Source organism: Proteus hauseri, from assembly GCF_040139125.1.
GTDB classification, from domain to species: Bacteria; Pseudomonadota; Gammaproteobacteria; order Enterobacterales; family Enterobacteriaceae; genus Proteus; species Proteus hauseri_B.
In genome coordinates this window covers 68,045-85,112 of the sequence record NZ_JBEEUB010000002.1, presented here as the reverse complement: position 1 = coordinate 85,112, position 17,068 = coordinate 68,045, and the positions used below count along the sequence as shown (strand labels likewise).

At 38.3% G+C, this 17,068-nt stretch carries 18 protein-coding genes; 9 read left to right on the top strand and 9 right to left on the bottom strand.

Annotated elements, in window-relative coordinates; translation table 11 throughout:
• Positions 1–528 carry an SMI1/KNR4 family protein gene (locus ABN099_RS03470; RefSeq protein ID WP_349462309.1) on the bottom strand — a complete coding sequence of 176 codons (528 nt, stop codon included), beginning with the start codon at positions 526–528 and terminating at the stop codon, positions 1–3.
• Positions 529–668: 140 nt separating this feature from the next.
• Between ABN099_RS03470 and ABN099_RS03465 the strand changes: the two genes are divergently transcribed.
• Together ABN099_RS03465 and ABN099_RS03460 are read left to right on the top strand one after the other, a co-directional pair.
• Positions 669–1,415, top strand: a complete 747-nt coding sequence (locus ABN099_RS03465; protein WP_349462308.1) for a hypothetical protein — start codon at positions 669–671, stop codon at positions 1,413–1,415.
• A 140-nt stretch (positions 1,416–1,555) separates the two neighbouring features.
• Entirely contained in the window at positions 1,556–2,755 is a 1,200-nt protein-coding gene (locus ABN099_RS03460) for a cyanate transporter (protein ID WP_349462307.1), read from the top strand.
• A gap of 85 nt (positions 2,756–2,840) precedes the next feature.
• On the opposite strand, the gene ABN099_RS03455 is transcribed toward ABN099_RS03460, so the two are convergent.
• Both ABN099_RS03455 and ABN099_RS03450 read right to left on the bottom strand, forming a co-directional pair.
• Positions 2,841–3,788, bottom strand: a complete 948-nt coding sequence (locus tag ABN099_RS03455; protein WP_349462306.1) for a carbamate kinase family protein — start codon at positions 3,786–3,788, stop codon at positions 2,841–2,843.
• 323 nt (positions 3,789–4,111) lie between these two features.
• The gene (locus tag ABN099_RS03450; RefSeq protein WP_349462305.1) at positions 4,112–4,852 is read right to left on the bottom strand and encodes a glycerophosphodiester phosphodiesterase family protein; all 741 of its coding nucleotides are present in this window, start codon (positions 4,850–4,852) and stop codon (positions 4,112–4,114) included.
• 177 nt (positions 4,853–5,029) lie between these two features.
• Here ABN099_RS03450 and ugpB point away from each other — a divergent pair, with 177 nt between their 5' ends.
• From ugpB to ABN099_RS03425, 5 genes are all read left to right on the top strand, one after another.
• The gene (ugpB, locus tag ABN099_RS03445) at positions 5,030–6,334 is read left to right on the top strand and encodes a sn-glycerol-3-phosphate ABC transporter substrate-binding protein UgpB (RefSeq protein WP_349462304.1); all 1,305 of its coding nucleotides are present in this window, start codon (positions 5,030–5,032) and stop codon (positions 6,332–6,334) included.
• Positions 6,335–6,395: 61 nt separating this feature from the next.
• A complete protein-coding gene (gene ugpA, locus ABN099_RS03440) occupies positions 6,396–7,280 on the top strand; it encodes a sn-glycerol-3-phosphate ABC transporter permease UgpA (RefSeq protein WP_349462303.1) in 885 nt (294 codons plus the stop codon).
• On the top strand, positions 7,280–8,128 hold the full coding sequence (ugpE, locus tag ABN099_RS03435; RefSeq protein WP_349462302.1) for a sn-glycerol-3-phosphate ABC transporter permease UgpE: 849 nt from the start codon (positions 7,280–7,282) through the stop codon (positions 8,126–8,128). The genes ugpA and ugpE overlap by 1 nt, the downstream gene beginning before the upstream one ends.
• 1 nt (position 8,129) lies before the next feature.
• Positions 8,130–9,227 (top strand): sn-glycerol-3-phosphate ABC transporter ATP-binding protein UgpC, encoded by a 1,098-nt coding sequence (gene ugpC / locus ABN099_RS03430; protein ID WP_349462301.1) that lies wholly within the window; start codon positions 8,130–8,132, stop codon positions 9,225–9,227.
• A gap of 494 nt (positions 9,228–9,721) precedes the next feature.
• On the top strand, positions 9,722–10,474 hold the full coding sequence (locus tag ABN099_RS03425; protein WP_349462715.1) for a M48 family metallopeptidase: 753 nt from the start codon (positions 9,722–9,724) through the stop codon (positions 10,472–10,474).
• A gap of 50 nt (positions 10,475–10,524) precedes the next feature.
• Here ABN099_RS03425 and ABN099_RS03420 read toward each other — a convergent pair whose 3' ends face one another.
• Complete coding sequence (locus ABN099_RS03420; protein WP_349462300.1) at positions 10,525–10,989, bottom strand: MarR family transcriptional regulator; 465 nt, start codon at positions 10,987–10,989, stop codon at positions 10,525–10,527.
• 116 nt (positions 10,990–11,105) lie between these two features.
• Here ABN099_RS03420 and ABN099_RS03415 point away from each other — a divergent pair, with 116 nt between their 5' ends.
• Both ABN099_RS03415 and panM read left to right on the top strand, forming a co-directional pair.
• Complete coding sequence (locus ABN099_RS03415; protein ID WP_349462299.1) at positions 11,106–12,293, top strand: MFS transporter; 1,188 nt, start codon at positions 11,106–11,108, stop codon at positions 12,291–12,293.
• Positions 12,294–12,304: 11 nt separating this feature from the next.
• Complete coding sequence (panM, locus tag ABN099_RS03410) at positions 12,305–12,727, top strand: aspartate 1-decarboxylase autocleavage activator PanM (protein WP_349462298.1); 423 nt, start codon at positions 12,305–12,307, stop codon at positions 12,725–12,727.
• Here panM and ABN099_RS03405 read toward each other — a convergent pair.
• The 5 genes from ABN099_RS03405 to ftsE form a co-directional block, all read right to left on the bottom strand.
• Positions 12,703–13,842, bottom strand: a complete 1,140-nt coding sequence (locus ABN099_RS03405; RefSeq protein ID WP_349462297.1) for a glycerate kinase — start codon at positions 13,840–13,842, stop codon at positions 12,703–12,705. The genes panM and ABN099_RS03405 overlap by 25 nt on opposite strands.
• Before the next feature lie 120 nt (positions 13,843–13,962).
• Positions 13,963–14,118: a hypothetical protein gene (locus tag ABN099_RS03400; protein ID WP_349462296.1), complete on the bottom strand. Its 156-nt coding sequence runs from the start codon at positions 14,116–14,118 to the stop codon at positions 13,963–13,965.
• 121 nt (positions 14,119–14,239) lie between these two features.
• Positions 14,240–15,094, bottom strand: a complete 855-nt coding sequence (gene rpoH / locus ABN099_RS03395; protein WP_349462295.1) for an RNA polymerase sigma factor RpoH — start codon at positions 15,092–15,094, stop codon at positions 14,240–14,242.
• Between the two features lie 337 nt (positions 15,095–15,431).
• Entirely contained in the window at positions 15,432–16,409 is a 978-nt protein-coding gene (gene ftsX, locus ABN099_RS03390) for a permease-like cell division protein FtsX (RefSeq protein ID WP_349462294.1), read from the bottom strand.
• Entirely contained in the window at positions 16,402–17,067 is a 666-nt protein-coding gene (gene ftsE / locus ABN099_RS03385) for a cell division ATP-binding protein FtsE (protein WP_064718816.1), read from the bottom strand. The genes ftsX and ftsE overlap by 8 nt, the downstream gene beginning before the upstream one ends.
• Between the last annotated feature and the right edge of the window lies 1 nt (position 17,068).

Here is a 17,068-nt window from a genome sequence, read left to right as displayed (position 1 = left end):
TCAATATCCTGAAATAAACGTAATCTTTTTTGGTGGAAACCCCTCAGGAAATGAGCTGCAATGTATTCGTTTTGATAAAATACCCTCTAAAAACCCTGTCAGATTTTCTGCTATAAATTCTACCTCTGATGATCGTGATGGGATAATGGCTATTGTCCAAAGATCGCTATTTTCTGATGAAACCACCCAAAAAAGAGTGTCCCCATTTTCAGTAATACCAATGGGTAAAAACCCATTATGTTTTGGATAAAGAACAAAAGTATAGTCATCAGGATCATCATTAATTAATGACTGAAAATCTTTAATGAGCCACTCTTTTTGTTGAAAAAAATTAATGTACTCATTTTCACTAAAGGGGTTAAATAACGTTATAAAATTAGCTATCAGACCTGAGCCATATTGTGTAATTAACGCGATATAGTCTTGTGGAAAAGTATATTTATTATCAATTAGTGGCCATCTCTCTTCTTTTCCATATTGATGCATTGTAGAGGGAATAGGTAATTGTTGATTTAATGCCGTTAACATCACTTTCTCACTTATTTGAATTCTATTACGCCATGTAAGTTATGGTATTTTAGAGTGAGTATCACTTTTATCATAACCAGGCTACTGTTTATTAGTTTATTACCCCTGTAAGCATGCCCACATTAAAAAGAATATAAACCATGACCACGCCATTACATACTATTACCTTTATTGATAGCGCTTATCCTAAACCTCATAGCATTAAAGAATTTGTCTGGTCTGGTCGATTAGATAAAAATGGACAACTTTGGTTTGATCTTCACCTTAAAAGTGCTGACTATTATTTAAGCGAGGGCGAAGATTATTGTGCAGATAGGGATGAAGATGACTCAGATGATGAGCAAGAATATACCAGTATTGCTCACTGGCAAGATCAGATTGTCTGGGACAATTATCACTGTTGCACACTCTCTTCCACTTATTGGTCTGACGATCAAGGTATTTTGCTGAGTACTGGCAAAGCCCCTTTTGATTTCGATCGTTTTATCTCTCACCAATTTAACGTTGATCATGCACCTCAAATCAACAGCGATGCAGATGAGGACGAAGAAAGAGCAGAAGTTCCAGCTTTTAGTATTTATCTTTTAGGGCATGATGAATGCAAAAATCACCAAATTCATTTTCAACGTCAAAAAGATAATACTTATAATATTGATTGGTCTGGTAAAATAGCGCTTTTTCACGCGGGATTTGATGAATTTATCCATCAATTTAACGCAAAACTTGAAAATATCCCTTTTGATGGATTTTATTTTCCTAAATCGTGGGATTTAGATAAAGCAACCACTGAATTTAAAAAGGTACTTTCTCATTTCGAGCATTATAAGTTCACATTAATTAACCCTAAAAGCCCGATCAAACAGTGGAAACTTAAATATAAGGCTTAAATAGAACAGTTATTCACCAAAACAGTCGATAATAATAAGATTATTCTCCAAACAATATTCTCTGGAGATAATATCTGCCATTTGTTTATACAGACTTTGTCTATACAATAAACAATATTTGGGTTTATCAAGGAATTACAATGACTGCCTTACCGAGAAAAAAAATGTGGCAGATTGTTCTGACAATTGTCTTAGTTGGTATAAACTTGCGCCCTTTTTTAACCGGACCGGGTCCGGTTATTGACGATATTATTGCTTCAACTGGCATGAGTTATAGCCAAGTCTCATTACTTACCTTATTACCCATGATCTTAATGGGTGTTGGTGCACTTATCGTTCCGTTTTTACAACCTTATATTCAAGCCCGTAAAGGGCTACAAATAGCAATGCTGATGCTGTTGTTGGGCTCTTTTTTGCGTGCTTTTGTTTCTGATGGTAATCAACTGCTTTTTACAGCTCTATTTTGTGGTTTAAGTGTGGCTTATATTCAAGCAATATTTCCTGGGATTATCAAAGCTTGGTTTGGTAACCGAACTCCTATTATGATGGGGCTTTATTCTGCCATGTTAATGGGTGGTGGTGCATTAGGTGCTCAGCTATCTCCTGTTCTTACTGCGCCTGATGGCAATTGGCAAAGTGCTTTGGCGTGGTTCGCATTACCTGCAAGTTTGGCATTTATCGCGATTACCGTTTCAATTAAAAAAAGTGCATCTCAAATCAATAAGGTGCCACTTAACACGCTTATCTGGCGACCAAGAACCGGGTTACTTATTTTAGGTTTTGGCTTTGTTAACGCGGGCTATGCATCCGTTATTACTTGGTTAGCACCGTTTTATCAATCATTAGGAATGCCTAGTGCACAAAGCGGCTCGTTGGTGGCGATCCTTTCACTTTTTCAAGCCTCTGCTGCACTCATCATCCCATTTTTGGCAGCAAAAAATCATGACCGACGCTTCTGGTTATTATTAACATTAGCAAGTCAAATGATTGGCTTTTTAGCCATTATGATTATGCCGATGAGTGCCCCTTATTTATGGAGTATCTTTTTAGGCTGTGGCTTAGGAGGATGTTTTGCCGTAATGATGATAGTGGCACTAGACCATATTCCACATCCTGCTCAAGCGGGTGCATTATCAGCATTAATGCAAGGTGGTGGTTTTATTATCGCCGCTTTTGGTCCTTTAATTGCCGTTTGGTTACGTCAATCCGATGGAAGTTTTACTTATGCATGGGCATTTCATGCCATTTTAGTTGTATTAACGATGGGGCTATTTTCACGATTAAATCCCAATGATTACGCTAAAGCTTATCCTGCAAATCATATTAATGTTGGTCAATAAAATAAAATCAGCGCCTACGCTAAGTTAATACATACCGCGTAAGGCGCTAATTTCTATTCTTATTGCAGATTAATCACTAAGATAATTAAGCGATAATATGCGTACCCGTTTCACCACGTAATGCCATCGCTAATTTTTCAGGTGTGGTGATAATCACTCGTTTTCCACCCGCGGCTAAAAACGATAAGCTGGCTTCAATTTTTGGCAACATACTTCCCGCAGGGAAATGCCCTTCTTGCATATAACGAGTCATTTCAGCAACCGTGGTTTCACCTAATGCTTGTTGCTCAGGTTTACCAAAATGAATACAGACTTTCTCGACACCCGTGGTGATAATAAGAATATCTGCATGTAATTCTTTTGCTAATAGTGTTGATGAAAGGTCTTTATCAATAACCGCATCTACACTGTGATAGCTTCCATCTGCATGTTTAATAACGGGAATACCACCACCACCGACAGCAATCACCACATAACCGTTGTCTGATAATGCACGAATAGCGCCAGACTCAACAACATGCTGAGGAATAGGAGACGCAACAACGCGGCGATATCCACGCCCCGAATCTTCAACAAAGTGCCAACTAGGATTTTCTTGTTTTAATTGCCCAGCCTCTTGTTGTGAAAAGAAGGCACCTATCGGTTTGGTCGGTGATAAGAAATTAGTATCTGCTTTATCAACTTCAACTTGGGTAATAATAGTAACGGCTTGCTTACCTTGTTGATGGCGTAATTTATTGGTTAGTGCTTGTTGAATAAGATAACCAATTCCACCTTGAGTATCTGCAACACAGTTAGCTAATGGAGTAAGAGGTAACCCTTCTTGCACATGTGCGATTTCAGCGCGACGTAAATCCAATCCTACTTGGGGACCATTGCCATGAGTTAGAACGATATTATAGCCATCAGCAATCATATCACTGATATGCGTAGCAACTTCTTGTACGGCCTGTTCTTGGTGAGAAATAGACTGGCTAGCATTGTCTTTAATAATACTGTTACCACCAATGGCAACAACAACGAGTTCTTTCATATTTCACTCTCAATTATATTATTGGCAATTAAAGTAGAAATAACGCACCTCTACTCTTAGAGGTTGGGTTAATAAGGTCGCCATATTCGCTAACCATTTTCCCCATTTTTATTTTTAATGAGATAAATATTATCGTGTTGAACAATATCTATTCATTAATTGCGCAGGATAATAGCAGAGAATGTAAAGAAAACATCTATTACTCAACGTTTCTCTTATTTAATTTCTGTAAATAGAATACGGAAGGAAGAGGATGAAAGACGTCATCAAACACATCAATAACGCCTTATTCAATACAAGTAAGAGGGATAGTTAGTACTTTTTCATTTTGCTATTTGATAAACCGCCGGTTGATAAACATCAGGCATATCAGTAATTAACATATCAACGCCCCACTGCTCAAAATGTGCGACTTTTTCAGGATCATTAGGGGTGTAGCAATAGATCTCATAGCCATGTTGCTTCAACATTTGCGCTTGTTGTTGAGTTAAAAATTGATAATTACAGTGCACACTAAACGCATCAATTGATTTTAATGTCGCCAGTGCATCAGCCTCGTCAGGGATCTCATCCCATAACTGACCGCGACGAATAGACGGTAAATATCGTTTCATCACCACTAATGCATGGGTATCAAAAGATGAAAAAAGAATTTGATTATCAGGAATATCCGCACTTTTTATCATATCGGATACGGCTAAACATAAGCGCTCAACATCATCGTCAGGCCATGTTTTTAGCTCAATATTAAGCTTAGTGCCTGAACGTTTAATCAGTTGTAACCCTTGTCTTAATGACGGTATTTTCTCACCTTGATAAAGCGAACTAAACCAACTACCTGCATCAAGTCGATGCAAATCATCTAATGTATGAAAACGAACGGCACCTTGCCCATTCGTGCAGCGGTTTACGGTTTTATCATGAATAAGCACAGGTACATAATCTGCGGTTAATTGCACATCAGTTTCAATCCATTCACAACCAAAATCGATTGCCATTTTAAAAGCAGCTAATGTGTTTTCAGGTGCTTTTCCAGAAAAACCTCGGTGAGCAGCTATTTTCATTTCTATCTCCTTTTTTATTCACGTCACCATCATGACAACCATTTATGACACTAATTTGACAATCACACCATCAATATATCTTCATTTAAATGTCACCTCTTTGTCATAAATAACACTTAGGGTAATTCCAACAAAAATGATTAAACATTTAACTTTCGATTAAAAAGGAAATACAGCATGTCGATAAAATCGCTGACAGGTCTTGCTGTTGCAATGGCATTATTTACCTCGCCAACCTATGCAAAAACAGAAATTGAGTGGTGGCATGCCATGGGCGGTGCATTAGGTCAGAAAGTGAATCAAATCGCTGCCGATTTTAATGCTAGCCAATCTGATTATGTTATCAAGCCTGTCTATAAAGGTACTTATGCTGAAACCATGACCAGTGCGGTTGCTTCATTTCGCGCCAAAAACCAACCTGCTATTGTGCAAGTTTTTGAAGTGGGTACAGCAAGTATGATGGGCGCTAAAAAAGCGGTTTTTCCGGTTTATCAGTTAATGGAAAAAACCAAAGAACCGTTTGATCCTAATAGTTATTTATCCACCGTAACGGGCTATTACACCACCAGCGATGGAAAAATGATGTCACTGCCGTTTAACAGTTCTACTCCGGTACTTTATTACAATAAAGCACTCTTTAAACAAGCGGGGATTGAACAACCACCAACAACATGGAAAGAGATGGAAGCGGTTGCTAAAAAGCTACTCGATTCTGGTGTGAAATGCGGTTTTACCACTACATGGCAATCTTGGACTCAAATCGAAAACTTTGGTGCTCGCAATAATTTACCTATTGCGACTAAAAATAATGGCTTCGATGGCACTGATGCCACATTCCTCTTTAATAAAACCCCTTTTGTAAACCATATTCAGCAAATGGCGGATTGGTCTAAATCAGGCATATTTAAATATGGTGGTCGCCAATCTGATGCGATGCCGCTGTTTTATACCCAAGAGTGCGCCATGGTTATGGAGTCTTCCGCAGGCTTTGCTGGTATTAAAGAGAATATGAAAGGAATTGAGATTGGTGTCAGTCAATTACCTTACGACGATACTCTGGTTAAAAAGCCTAACAATACCATTATTGGTGGTGCATCTTTATGGGTAATGTCTGGTCGTCCTGATGCAGAATATCAAGGCGTTGCTAAGTTTTTCACCTATCTCTCCAGCCCAAAAGTGCAAGCGGATTGGCACCAAGCCACAGGCTATTTACCTGTTACTAAAGCCGCTTATGCATTAACTCAGCAACAAGGCTTTTATCAACAGAACCCGGGGACTGAAACCGCTATTTTGCAGATGACGTCTTCAGAACCAACGGAAAATTCTAAGGGATTACGCTTTGGTAACTTCTTACAAACTCGTGAAATCCTTGATGAAGAATTAGAAAAAGTGTGGTCAGGAAAACAGAGTGCTCAAACTGCATTAGATAACGCAGTAACTCGTGGAAATGAGCAATTACGTCGATTTGAACGCACTCAATAGTTATTTATCTTTAGGCGAGCCTTTGGGCTCGCTGATTATTTTTAGATTTATTGGATAATTTATGGCTTCTCAATCTATCCACTTCAAACAAAAATGGTTACCTGCGGCACTTATTTTCCCTCAACTGGCGATCACCTTAATCTTCTTTATTTTGCCTGCTGGGCAAGCACTTTTTCAATCATTTCAATTGGAAGATGCTTTTGGTCTGAGTCGCGAATTTGTTGGATTTGAAAACTTTCAGCGTCTTTTTAGCAATTCTTATTACTTTGATAGCTTAATCACTACGTTAATTTTCAGTACCGGTGTGGTGTTTTTATCTCTATTTTCTGCCCTTATTCTTGCGGGCATTGCCGAGCAAATTTTGCGAGGTAAACTTTTTTATCGCACCATTTTAATTGCACCCTATGCCATAGCCCCTGTTATTGCCGGATTTCTTTGGCTATTTATGCTGGATCCTACCATTGGTGTACTAAGCCAATTATTAAAGAAAATAGGGATTAATTGGGATCCGGTTCTTAATACTCATCATGCAATGTGGATGGTAATTTTAACCGCAACGTGGAAACAGGTGAGCTATAACTTTTTATTCTTTCTTGCCGCATTACAATCTGTACCAAAATCACTGTTAGAAGCTGCTGCAATTGATGGTAGCGGTCCTATTAAGCGATTTATCACTATTAGCTTTCCGCTGATTTCACCCACAACCTTTTTCCTGTTAGTGGTAAATTTTGCTTACGCCTTTTTTGATACTTTTGCCATTATTCATGCCATGACACAAGGTGGTCCCGGAAGTAGCACCTCAACCTTAGTTTATAAGGTCTATAACGATGGGTTTGTCGGATTGGATTTAGGCTCTTCGGCAGCGCAATCTGTTATTTTGATGCTTATTGTTGCGGTACTAACAATAATTCAATTTCGCTATATCGAGAAAAAGGTGGCTTACTAATGGTTGAGCGCAGACCTTTATTTTACTTATTTTGCCACGTTATTTTAATTGCTGGCATTCTCTCTGTAGCATTCCCAATATGGATTGCTTTAGTTGCGACAACACACACTAATACTGAATTTGCTACAGGTTCTCCTATTTGGTTTGGTTCTCAAGGGTTTACTATCTTTAAACAGATTTTATCTCAGGCAGGTACAACACAAAATAGCGCAATATCCATTAATAGTATGTTGCTAAATTCTTTGGTAATGGCATTAATCATCACCATCGGAAAATTAACAATTTCTATTTTATCGGCATATGCCGTCGTTTTCTTTCGCTTTCCGGGTCGAATTCTCGCATTTTGGACTATCTTTTTTACCTTAATGCTACCGGTTGAAGTGCGCATTATGCCAACGTTTGAAGTGGTTACTAACCTCAATATGCTCAACTCTTATTCAGGTTTAACGATCCCTCTTATTGCAAGTGCAACGGCGACGTTCTTGTTTCGCCAGTTTTTTCTCACCATCACACCTGAATTAATTGAGGCTGCAAAAATTGATGGTGCCGGACCAATTAAATTCTTTTTCACTATCTTATTACCACTCTCACGCACCAATATTGCCGCCCTTTTTGTTATTACATTTATTTATGGCTGGAACCAATATCTCTGGCCATTACTGATAACCACAGACACAAGTTACTACACCATTGTGATGGGGATTAAACAGATGGTTGCAGTTTCTGATGGCGTCATTGAGTGGAATAAAATCATGGCAACCACCTTAATTGCGATGTTGCCACCAGTATTGATTGTCATTTTGATGCAAAGAGCCTTTGTAAAAGGCTTTATTGATACGGAGAAATAATATGACCACCGTGACACTTACTGATTTAGAAAAACGTTATCCCAATGGGCATCAAGCCATTTCAAGTTTAAGTCTTTCTATTGAACAAGGAGAGATGGTGGTTTTAGTCGGTCCTAGTGGATGTGGTAAATCAACACTATTACGCATGATTGCAGGGTTAGAAACCATAACCCAAGGTGATTTATTGATTGATAATCTGCGTGTTAATGAACATGAGCCAAGTGAGCGCGATATCGCCATGGTATTTCAGAACTATGCGCTCTATCCTCATATGTCGGTATATAACAATATGGCTTATGGCTTACGAAATCGTAAAACACCAAAAGCAAAAATTGAACAGTTGGTTAATAATGCGGCTGAAATGCTAGAAATCAGCCATCTATTAGAAAGAAAACCCAAAGAGCTTTCAGGTGGACAACGCCAACGCGTTGCAATGGGACGGGCTATTGTACGTAAACCCAAAGTGTTTCTTTTTGATGAGCCTTTATCAAATCTAGATGCAAAGTTACGGGTACAAATGCGTCTTGAGATAAAAAAATTACAGCGAAAACTCTCCACAACATCGATTTATGTTACTCATGACCAAGTTGAAGCCATGACATTAGCTGATAAATTAGTCGTTCTTAATCAGGGGCATATTGAGCAAGTTGGTACACCAATGGATATTTACCACACACCTGCATCTGTATTTGTAGCGACTTTTATGGGCTCACCTGCAATGAATATTTTAGAAACACCCATTAACCATGGTGTTATTGAAATTGCAGATGGCTTTATTGCCATGTCGCCTCAAAATTGGCATTACCCTACCGTCAAATTAGGATTACGCCCTGAGCATTTAATTATTGATAATCAACACCCTATTTTCCATGCTGAGGTAGATTTTATCGAAGCATTAGGTGCTGATGTGTTAATTTACGCCACAACATACGCTCAACAGCAAACCATCGTTATTCGAGCACCTAACGATCATGGTGTGGATATTGGGAATAAAATTGGTTTAACAATTCATCCTGAATATCTGCATTTTTTTGATGCACACACAGGAATTCGTATCGCTCGTCCTTTGCTCCTTATAAATGAATTAATGGTTTCTTAAATCACATTTTTAACTATTTAATTTATTTTCAGTTTAATCTTAATAACGGTGTATTTTGCATCGTTATCCTTTCTTGTTTAAGCAAAAAATACCGTCCATTGGAATATATTTAGACTTATATTACTAAAGCTATGATTATTAGAATGTGTTTTTTATATTAAATAGCGAAAAATAAAAAATGGTATTTTATAGCGAAATTAATCTAATAATGAGTATAAACTTGTAAATTCATAGAGTTAATATATTACTCGTTATCTTAGTTAATAAAAATAACCTTATTGTTTTCTTAATATTATAAAAACAAAACCGTCATTATCGAATAAACAATAATATCATTTCCATAAAATAATCTTTAGAGATATATAAGCAACAACCAATATGTACAATTAATGAATATATTGCACACATAGATAAGCACTGTTATTCTTTTGCACGAATTTAACCTGCAATTACATTAAACTGCTAGGCAGAAAAGGATTTAACTCACCATGAAAATGAAAATAAAACTACTTGCTACAGTGATAGTATCAACTGCATTACTCTCTGGTTGTAAAAACCTTGATACCGCGATGCTGACAAAATCAGGAACTCAACTTTTTGAAGCAGCAACATTGAGTGATGCCGATATTAAAGCGCTGACTAATGATGCTTGTAAAGAGATGGATGCTCAAAATAAAGTTGCGCCTGCAAACAGCACTTACACTAAACGCTTAAATAATATTTCAAAAGCATTAGGTAACGAAGTTAATGGTACGCCAGTAAACTACAAAGTTTACATGACAAAAGACGTTAACGCTTGGGCGATGGCAAATGGCTGCGTTCGTGTTTATAGCGGTTTAATGGATCTAATGACTGACAATGAAGTTGAAGGTGTATTAGGTCATGAGATGGGTCACGTTGCATTAGGTCATACTCGTAAAGCAATCCAAGTTGCTCACGCAACTGTTGCAGCACGTACCGCAGCGTCATCTGCAGGTGGTGTTGCAGCGAAACTAAGTAGCTCTCAGTTAGCTGAAATGGGAGAAAAACTGGTTAATGCACAATTCTCACAACACCAAGAATCAGAAGCGGATAACTTCTCTTATGACTTGCTGAAAAAACGTGGTGTTAGCCCAGCAGGTTTAGTGACTGGTTTTGATAAACTGGCTAAATTAGGCGGTGGTGATACAAGTATGTTTGATTCTCACCCACCATCAAAAGAGCGTGCTGATAATATCCGTAATCGTATCGCTGAAGATAAGAAATAATCACTTTGCCCCTGTATCCCACGATATGGGGGTATTTCTTTTTTCCTTATTCAACGACGCAAATTACTTATCACATCATCAAAAAAGCGCTGAATAATCTGTTTTTCCGACTCATTATATTTATCGAATAGAGCAACCCATCTTGTTTGTGACTGCTGATGCAAAACCGCATGAGTATCAAAAAGCCGCTGTCCTTCGGATGTCAGCACAAAAAAGATCTCTTTTTGGTTATCTGCCATCTTTATTTTTTCAATAGCCCCTTTTTTTTGTAATCGGTTACAGATTTTAGAGATAGCACCACGCGTCATTGTCATATATTCACTAATCGTCGTGAGGTTTCGCATACTCTCTTCACCAATACAGTGAATCACATGTAGCTCACTCAACGAATAGTTATCTAACCCTTTCTCTTCTAATACTTTTTTATGCTCATCGTCGTAGCGCTCATCTTTAAGCTCAAGTAACTGGCTTAATCCTTTAAGTAAGCTTTGTGTATCCGCTTTATCTTTTGCCATTTTGTTTCCTTGGAAAAAATATTATTCAAAATATTATCAAAAGTATTTACAACAATCAAAATATCGCTATTATCTTTATTGTTTCCACGGAAACAATAACCAAAAAAGGCGATACAATGAAACTCTCAATACATAATCTATTTTACTTAATCTGCTTTAGTGCCCTTTTAGGTTCTTTAGTACAAAATATTTACACACCTGTTATTCCATTGATTCAACAACAATTTAATACAACATTACCGCTGATTAACCTGACCGTTTCGGCATTTACTTTCACCATGGCAATTATGCAGCTTTTTTATGGTGTTTTAATTGATAAATGGGGAAGAAGACCTGTTTTATTGTGTGGTTTGTTGATTTCTATTATTGGTGCTTTAGGCTGTTTTTTCTCTCACTCTATTGGCTTATTAATTTTTTGGCGAGTGATCCAAGCTATCGGAATTGCGGCTATTCCCGTTGTTGCAGCAACTATTTTAGGTGATCTCTACCAAGGCAATGCTCGTGCTAAAGCGATGGGAAGCTACCAAATGTTATTAGCATTAGCACCAGCTTGTGGTCCGCTGTTAGGTGGATATTTAGCGCAACACTATCATTATCAAGGTATTTTTGCTTTTCTTGCTTTGACTGGTGTTCTTTTACTTATTATCCATTTGTTCTTTTTACCCGAAACTCGCCCTTTGCAGAGCGTTAAATTTCAAAGTTTAATGGCAATAAAGCAGGTTTTGTTATCCTCTAAGAGTCAATCTGTTTTCGCAATTAGCTTTATGGTGTTTTATAACTATTTTTGTTTGTTAGTCTTTTTACCATTAATTGCATTTTATCTTTATCAGTTAAATAGCACAGAAATAGGTGGATTATATGTTCCTATGTCTATCGCCCTTATTGCAGGTAGTTACTTATATCGTAAGGTTTGTCATCTATTTAACGTAGAGCAAGGTATTATCATAACCTCTTGTATAAATCTGATTACTCTTGTGTTATTTGCTCTTTTTTGGCAACTCTCATTGCCTATTATGCTGGTGTTAACCGTACTTTATGGTCTTTCTCTTGGATTCACGATGCCAACGCATACCACGTTATTAACCCGCTATTTTAGTGAAAACCGAGCAACGGCAATGGGAATGTATAATTTTATTCGTTATTGTGGAATGGCAGCAGGTCCAATGGTTTCGGCACTGTTTGTTATTAATGATAAATATGAGTATGTCTTTTATTCTTGTGTAATCTTTACCAGTTTGGCATTGTTTTTCACTATAAAAACCTTAAAGTCATCATTAATAGAAAAAAGACAAACTGCAAGCTAACGGAAAAATTGATGAAATTAACTATTGAAAAACTGACACAGCCTTCAGCACAAGACCAAATTGATTTAGCCAAAATTTGGCAAGATGAACGTTATCAAACCGCACTTACCACACCAATAACTAACGAAAAACCGTTATTTATTGCACGCTTTAATGAGCGACTATTAGCAGCCTGTCGGGTGGATTTATCCGGTGAATCAGCATTAATAACTGATTTTATGGTAAGAGAAGTGACGCGTCGTCGCGGTGTTGGGCATTATTTATTATCACAATGCCTTGCTGCCTATCCTGCTATTACTCACTGGCAAGCAATTAATTTATCTATCGAAGAACCTGATAACAGCATTGCAAATGCATTTTTAATTTATCATCAGTTTATAAAATCAGAACAACAACCGAATATTTATGACTATTTTGTAAAAGATAATCCATAAATAGCAGCGACATTATAAGCAGTTTCAGCAATATTTTGTTGCGCATGTGCTAACGCATCAGAAAGTGTAGAAACCCCTGGTACAACTGAAAATACAGCATCAATACCATGTTGGCGAACGACACCATAGTCAGGTAGATATCCCCCCACTAATGCGATAACAGGTAGCTGATATTCCTTAGCCAATTTTGCAACGCCAATCGGGGTTTTACCTTGTGCAGATTGGCTATCCATTCTGCCTTCACCAGTGATAACTAAATCAGCATTCATTAGCTGTTTCTCTAGCTCTACTGCCTTGGCAACAAGCTGAACACCGGGAGATAACGTTGCTGAGGTTAATGCCAGTAAAGGCAGTGCTAATCCACCAGCAGCACCACTTCCAGCAATATTAATAAGCGAACGTTGAGTGAAATTCTCAAGATAAGTACCAAAATGGTTTAATGCGCTATCGAGTAATTGAATATCATCTTCTGTTGCCCCTTTTTGGGATCCAAAAATAGCACTAGCACCATATTCACCACACAGTGGATTAGTAACATCACATGCAATTTCAATTTCGATATTTTTAAGTTTAGGGTTTAGCTGGTTGATATCGATAGAATAAAGTTGGGCTAAAGAGAGTCCACCAAAAGGTAAAGAGGTACCAAACTTATCTTTAAGATTTAGACCAAGTGCTTGCATCATACCCGCACCAGCGTCATTAGTGGCACTTCCCCCTAATCCTAAAATAATCTTTTTTACGCCTCGCGCTAACGCGGCATTAATCAGTTCACCAGTACCATAACTTGTCGTTAAAGTTGGATGACGTAAATTTATCGGCACAAGATGCAAGCCTGAAGCCTGCGCCATTTCGATTACCGCAGTTGTTCCATCGCCTAATATTCCCCAGTTTGCAGTAACTTGTTTTCCTAGTGGTCCACAGACATCAGTAAAAATAAATTCGCCTTTTGTCGCATCAACTAGTGAAGTTACCGTTCCCTCACCACCATCAGCCATCGGTACACAGCAATATTGCGCATCAGGAAAATAACGTAAAAAACCCTGTTTAATAGACTCAGCAACCTCTTTAGCACTTAAGCTCTCTTTAAATGAATCAGGGGCGATAACTATTTTCACGTTATATTCTCCAGATAACCAATCGTTTTTCAGTAGGTACGCGAATTCATAAAATAGACAATATATCGAGCATTTTATTTATCCATTTTTCGTAACAATTTTAAAGCGTGAGTAGAATAATTAGTTATCCAAGCCAAGAATTTTTCTCACATCTTCAGATGAATGAACAGACTCTTCACCACAACGAATTTTTGCCACGGTTTCAGCAGATAAATAATAGTTTTCTAAATATTCCAAGCATGCTTCAGTATCATCTAATAAACGAATAGCTAACATATCAGCCTCCTAATCTAGGATTTAGGTTCTACAGGCAAGTAAAAAGAAAAAAGCGATATTTTCATATCGCTTTTATAACATAATCTTATGCATTCTCAGGGAGATTTACGCTGAAGTGTGATTAATCTTCTATTGCTAGACGCAGTTTTTTCATGGCATTTTTTTCTAACTGACGAACACGCTCAGCAGAAACACCATATTTATCAGCAAGTTCTTGTAACGTAGATTTGTTATCATCGTCTAACCAACGAGCACGAATAATATCTTGGCTGCGTTCATCAAGCGTCTCTATTGCTGATGTAAGCTTATCTGTTGCATGGCTATCCCAGTTATCTTCTTCTATGCCATCGGCAAAGTCAGAAGATTTATCTTCTAAAAAGAGGACTGGAGCAACCGGATGTGAGTCGTCATTGTCATCATTACTCATATCGAATGCCATATCTTGTGCCGACATTCGCGATTCCATTTCACGGACATCACTTTCAGATACACCTAACTCTTTAGCAACTAATTCCACTTCATCTTGATTAAACCAACCTAAACGTTTTTTATTTTTTCTTAAATTAAAAAACAGTTTACGTTGTGATTTAGTCGTTGCTACTTTCACGATACGCCAATTACGCAGCACATATTCATGAATTTCAGCTTTGATCCAATGCACAGCAAAAGAGACCAGTCGAACACCCACTTCAGGGTTAAAGCGACGAACAGCTTTCATCAAGCCAATATTACCCTCTTGAATAAGGTCTGCCTGAGGTAAACCATATCCAGAGTAACTACGAGCAACATGAATAACGAAGCGTAAATGTGAAAGGATTAGCGTTCTTGCTGCATCCAAATCACCATCATAATGCAGCCGTTCAGCGAGTTCCTTTTCTTCCTCTGCAGTTAACATCGGATAGGAATTGGCTGCACGGATATAAGCTTCGATGCTGCCTTGCGGAACCAATGCTAAGGATTGCATTTCTTTTGTCATTCAAATCCTCATGAAAAATCAATTAAATACTATTACACCGTAAGGAGAGTAGATGAGCCTTATAAATATAGCTTATTAGATAAGTTTATTAGGCCATTTACGATATTTTTATCATAAACGAATATAACCAGCATAAAGACTAAAGGTTTATATGACATCTATGTTTACATTTCTTTGTACTTTACCAAGCTTGCATAACGGTGACATATCTATCACAGCCTATCGGCAAAGATTAAGTGTAATGCGCTATTATGCCAGAGACGAGGCTTCGATAAAATGGCGGGTTACCATAATAAAGCAACCCACCATAATAAAAAGAGATAAAGATGTTAAGTGGTTATTCTGGCGTAAATTGACGCAAATGTTGCATCGTAGTCAACCATGCAGCAAACCAACCAACAATCATGGAGACCAAGATAAGAATAATAGACTCATCAAAACCTAACCCTGAAATTGAGAACGTTGTTCCAAAAACAGTTGCGGCTTGCGTAACAACATCTGACAATTTCCAGACCAATAATGCGGAGAACACTAAGGCAAAAATAGCACCAATAAAACCGAGAATTAAACCCCAATTGAGGAATGGGCGCATAATAAAGCCATCCGTTGCACCAATCAGCTTCATCACATTAATCGTATCGCGGCGGCTAAAGATATTAAGTCGAACACTGTTACCAATCACCAATAATAGAGCCACTATCATTAAGGTGCCAATCACCAGAGCAATGTGTCCTACTAACGATGTTAGCGTTGAAAGCCGAGTAAACCAGCTATCATCCATTCTCACTTCATCGACTCCTGCAATCTGTGCAACATTATCACGCAGAGCTGTCATCAACTGTTTATCGTTAGGATCCATCTTTGGTGTCACTATCGCCACGGCAGGAAGTGGATTTTCTTCTAACATATCCAGCGCACTGCTAAACCCAGACCATGAACGAAATTCAACTAGAGAGTCTTGGCGTGAAAGGTAATTAACCTCTTCTACCTTTTCTAGCGCCTCAATCTTTTTAATAGTGGCTTGTGCAAGGCTATCATCTAAAGATTTATCGAGATACACCGTTAATTGAGGTGTGGGATACCACTGTTCAGCCGCGGTTGAGACATTCTTCCACACAATATAGCAAATGCTAGGTAGTGTTAATGAAATTGCCACCACCATCACGGTCAGAAAAGAAGAGAGAGGTTGGCGCAAAAAGTCAGCCATTGTATTACGCCAAGCATAACGCCACTGTTCGCGCCGTCCACCACGTAGGGCTTTCGTTTTTGCACCCGGCGTTGACATTGACTTACGGGAACTCTTTGCTTTAGCCATTTTGACCTCCCACCATTCTGCCTTGACCTAGTGTTAGAATGCGATAATTTCTACGCTCTATCAGTGCCATATCATGCGTTGCCATTAATACTGTCACCCCCACACGGTTAAACTCTTCAAACAGGCGCATAATGCCTTCAGAGAGCTCACCATCAAGGTTACCCGTTGGTTCATCCGCAAGAAGCACCGTCGGTTTATTAACGACCGCACGAGCAATACCAACGCGCTGCTGTTCACCACCAGACAGTTGGATTGGATAATTTTTAGCTTTATCCAACAATCCCACTTTATCTAATGCAGCTGAAACTCTTCGCCGGATATCTTCTTCGCTTGCGCCAGCAATAATTAATGGAAGTGAGACATTGTCATAAACCGTTCGGTCCATCAATAAATGGTGATCTTGAAAGATCATCCCAACTTGACGGCGCAGAAAAGGGATCTCACTATTTTTTAATCGACTGATATCATGACCAGCAAACCAAATAGCACCATCACTTGGACGCTCTATTCCACAAATTAACTTAAGCAATGTACTTTTACCGGCACCTGAGTGACCCGTTAAAAAAGCCATTTCACCAGGGTGAAGATGAAAATCAACTCCCTGTAGTGCTTGTCTTCCACCTAAATAAGCCTTGCTGACGTGTTCGAAGCGGATCATT

Excerpts from the sequence above, each read along its gene's own strand:
- ABN099_RS03470 (WP_349462309.1), bottom strand. The coding sequence starts at position 528 with ATGTTAACGGCATTAAATCAACAATTACCTATTCCCTCTACAATGCAT.
- ABN099_RS03465 (WP_349462308.1), top strand. The coding sequence starts at position 669 with ATGACCACGCCATTACATACTATTACCTTTATTGATAGCGCTTATCCT.
- ABN099_RS03460 (WP_349462307.1), top strand. The coding sequence starts at position 1,556 with ATGACTGCCTTACCGAGAAAAAAAATGTGGCAGATTGTTCTGACAATT.
- ABN099_RS03455 (WP_349462306.1), bottom strand. The coding sequence starts at position 3,788 with ATGAAAGAACTCGTTGTTGTTGCCATTGGTGGTAACAGTATTATTAAA.
- ABN099_RS03450 (WP_349462305.1), bottom strand. The coding sequence starts at position 4,852 with ATGAAAATAGCTGCTCACCGAGGTTTTTCTGGAAAAGCACCTGAAAAC.
- ugpB (WP_349462304.1), top strand. The coding sequence starts at position 5,030 with ATGTCGATAAAATCGCTGACAGGTCTTGCTGTTGCAATGGCATTATTT.
- ugpA (WP_349462303.1), top strand. The coding sequence starts at position 6,396 with ATGGCTTCTCAATCTATCCACTTCAAACAAAAATGGTTACCTGCGGCA.
- ugpE (WP_349462302.1), top strand. The coding sequence starts at position 7,280 with ATGGTTGAGCGCAGACCTTTATTTTACTTATTTTGCCACGTTATTTTA.
- ugpC (WP_349462301.1), top strand. The coding sequence starts at position 8,130 with ATGACCACCGTGACACTTACTGATTTAGAAAAACGTTATCCCAATGGG.
- ABN099_RS03425 (WP_349462715.1), top strand. The coding sequence starts at position 9,722 with ATGAAAATAAAACTACTTGCTACAGTGATAGTATCAACTGCATTACTC.
- ABN099_RS03420 (WP_349462300.1), bottom strand. The coding sequence starts at position 10,989 with ATGGCAAAAGATAAAGCGGATACACAAAGCTTACTTAAAGGATTAAGC.
- ABN099_RS03415 (WP_349462299.1), top strand. The coding sequence starts at position 11,106 with ATGAAACTCTCAATACATAATCTATTTTACTTAATCTGCTTTAGTGCC.
- panM (WP_349462298.1), top strand. The coding sequence starts at position 12,305 with ATGAAATTAACTATTGAAAAACTGACACAGCCTTCAGCACAAGACCAA.
- ABN099_RS03400 (WP_349462296.1), bottom strand. The coding sequence starts at position 14,118 with ATGTTAGCTATTCGTTTATTAGATGATACTGAAGCATGCTTGGAATAT.
- rpoH (WP_349462295.1), bottom strand. The coding sequence starts at position 15,094 with ATGACAAAAGAAATGCAATCCTTAGCATTGGTTCCGCAAGGCAGCATC.
- ftsX (WP_349462294.1), bottom strand. The coding sequence starts at position 16,409 with ATGGCTAAAGCAAAGAGTTCCCGTAAGTCAATGTCAACGCCGGGTGCA.
- ftsE (WP_064718816.1), bottom strand. The coding sequence starts at position 17,067 with ATGATCCGCTTCGAACACGTCAGCAAGGCTTATTTAGGTGGAAGACAA.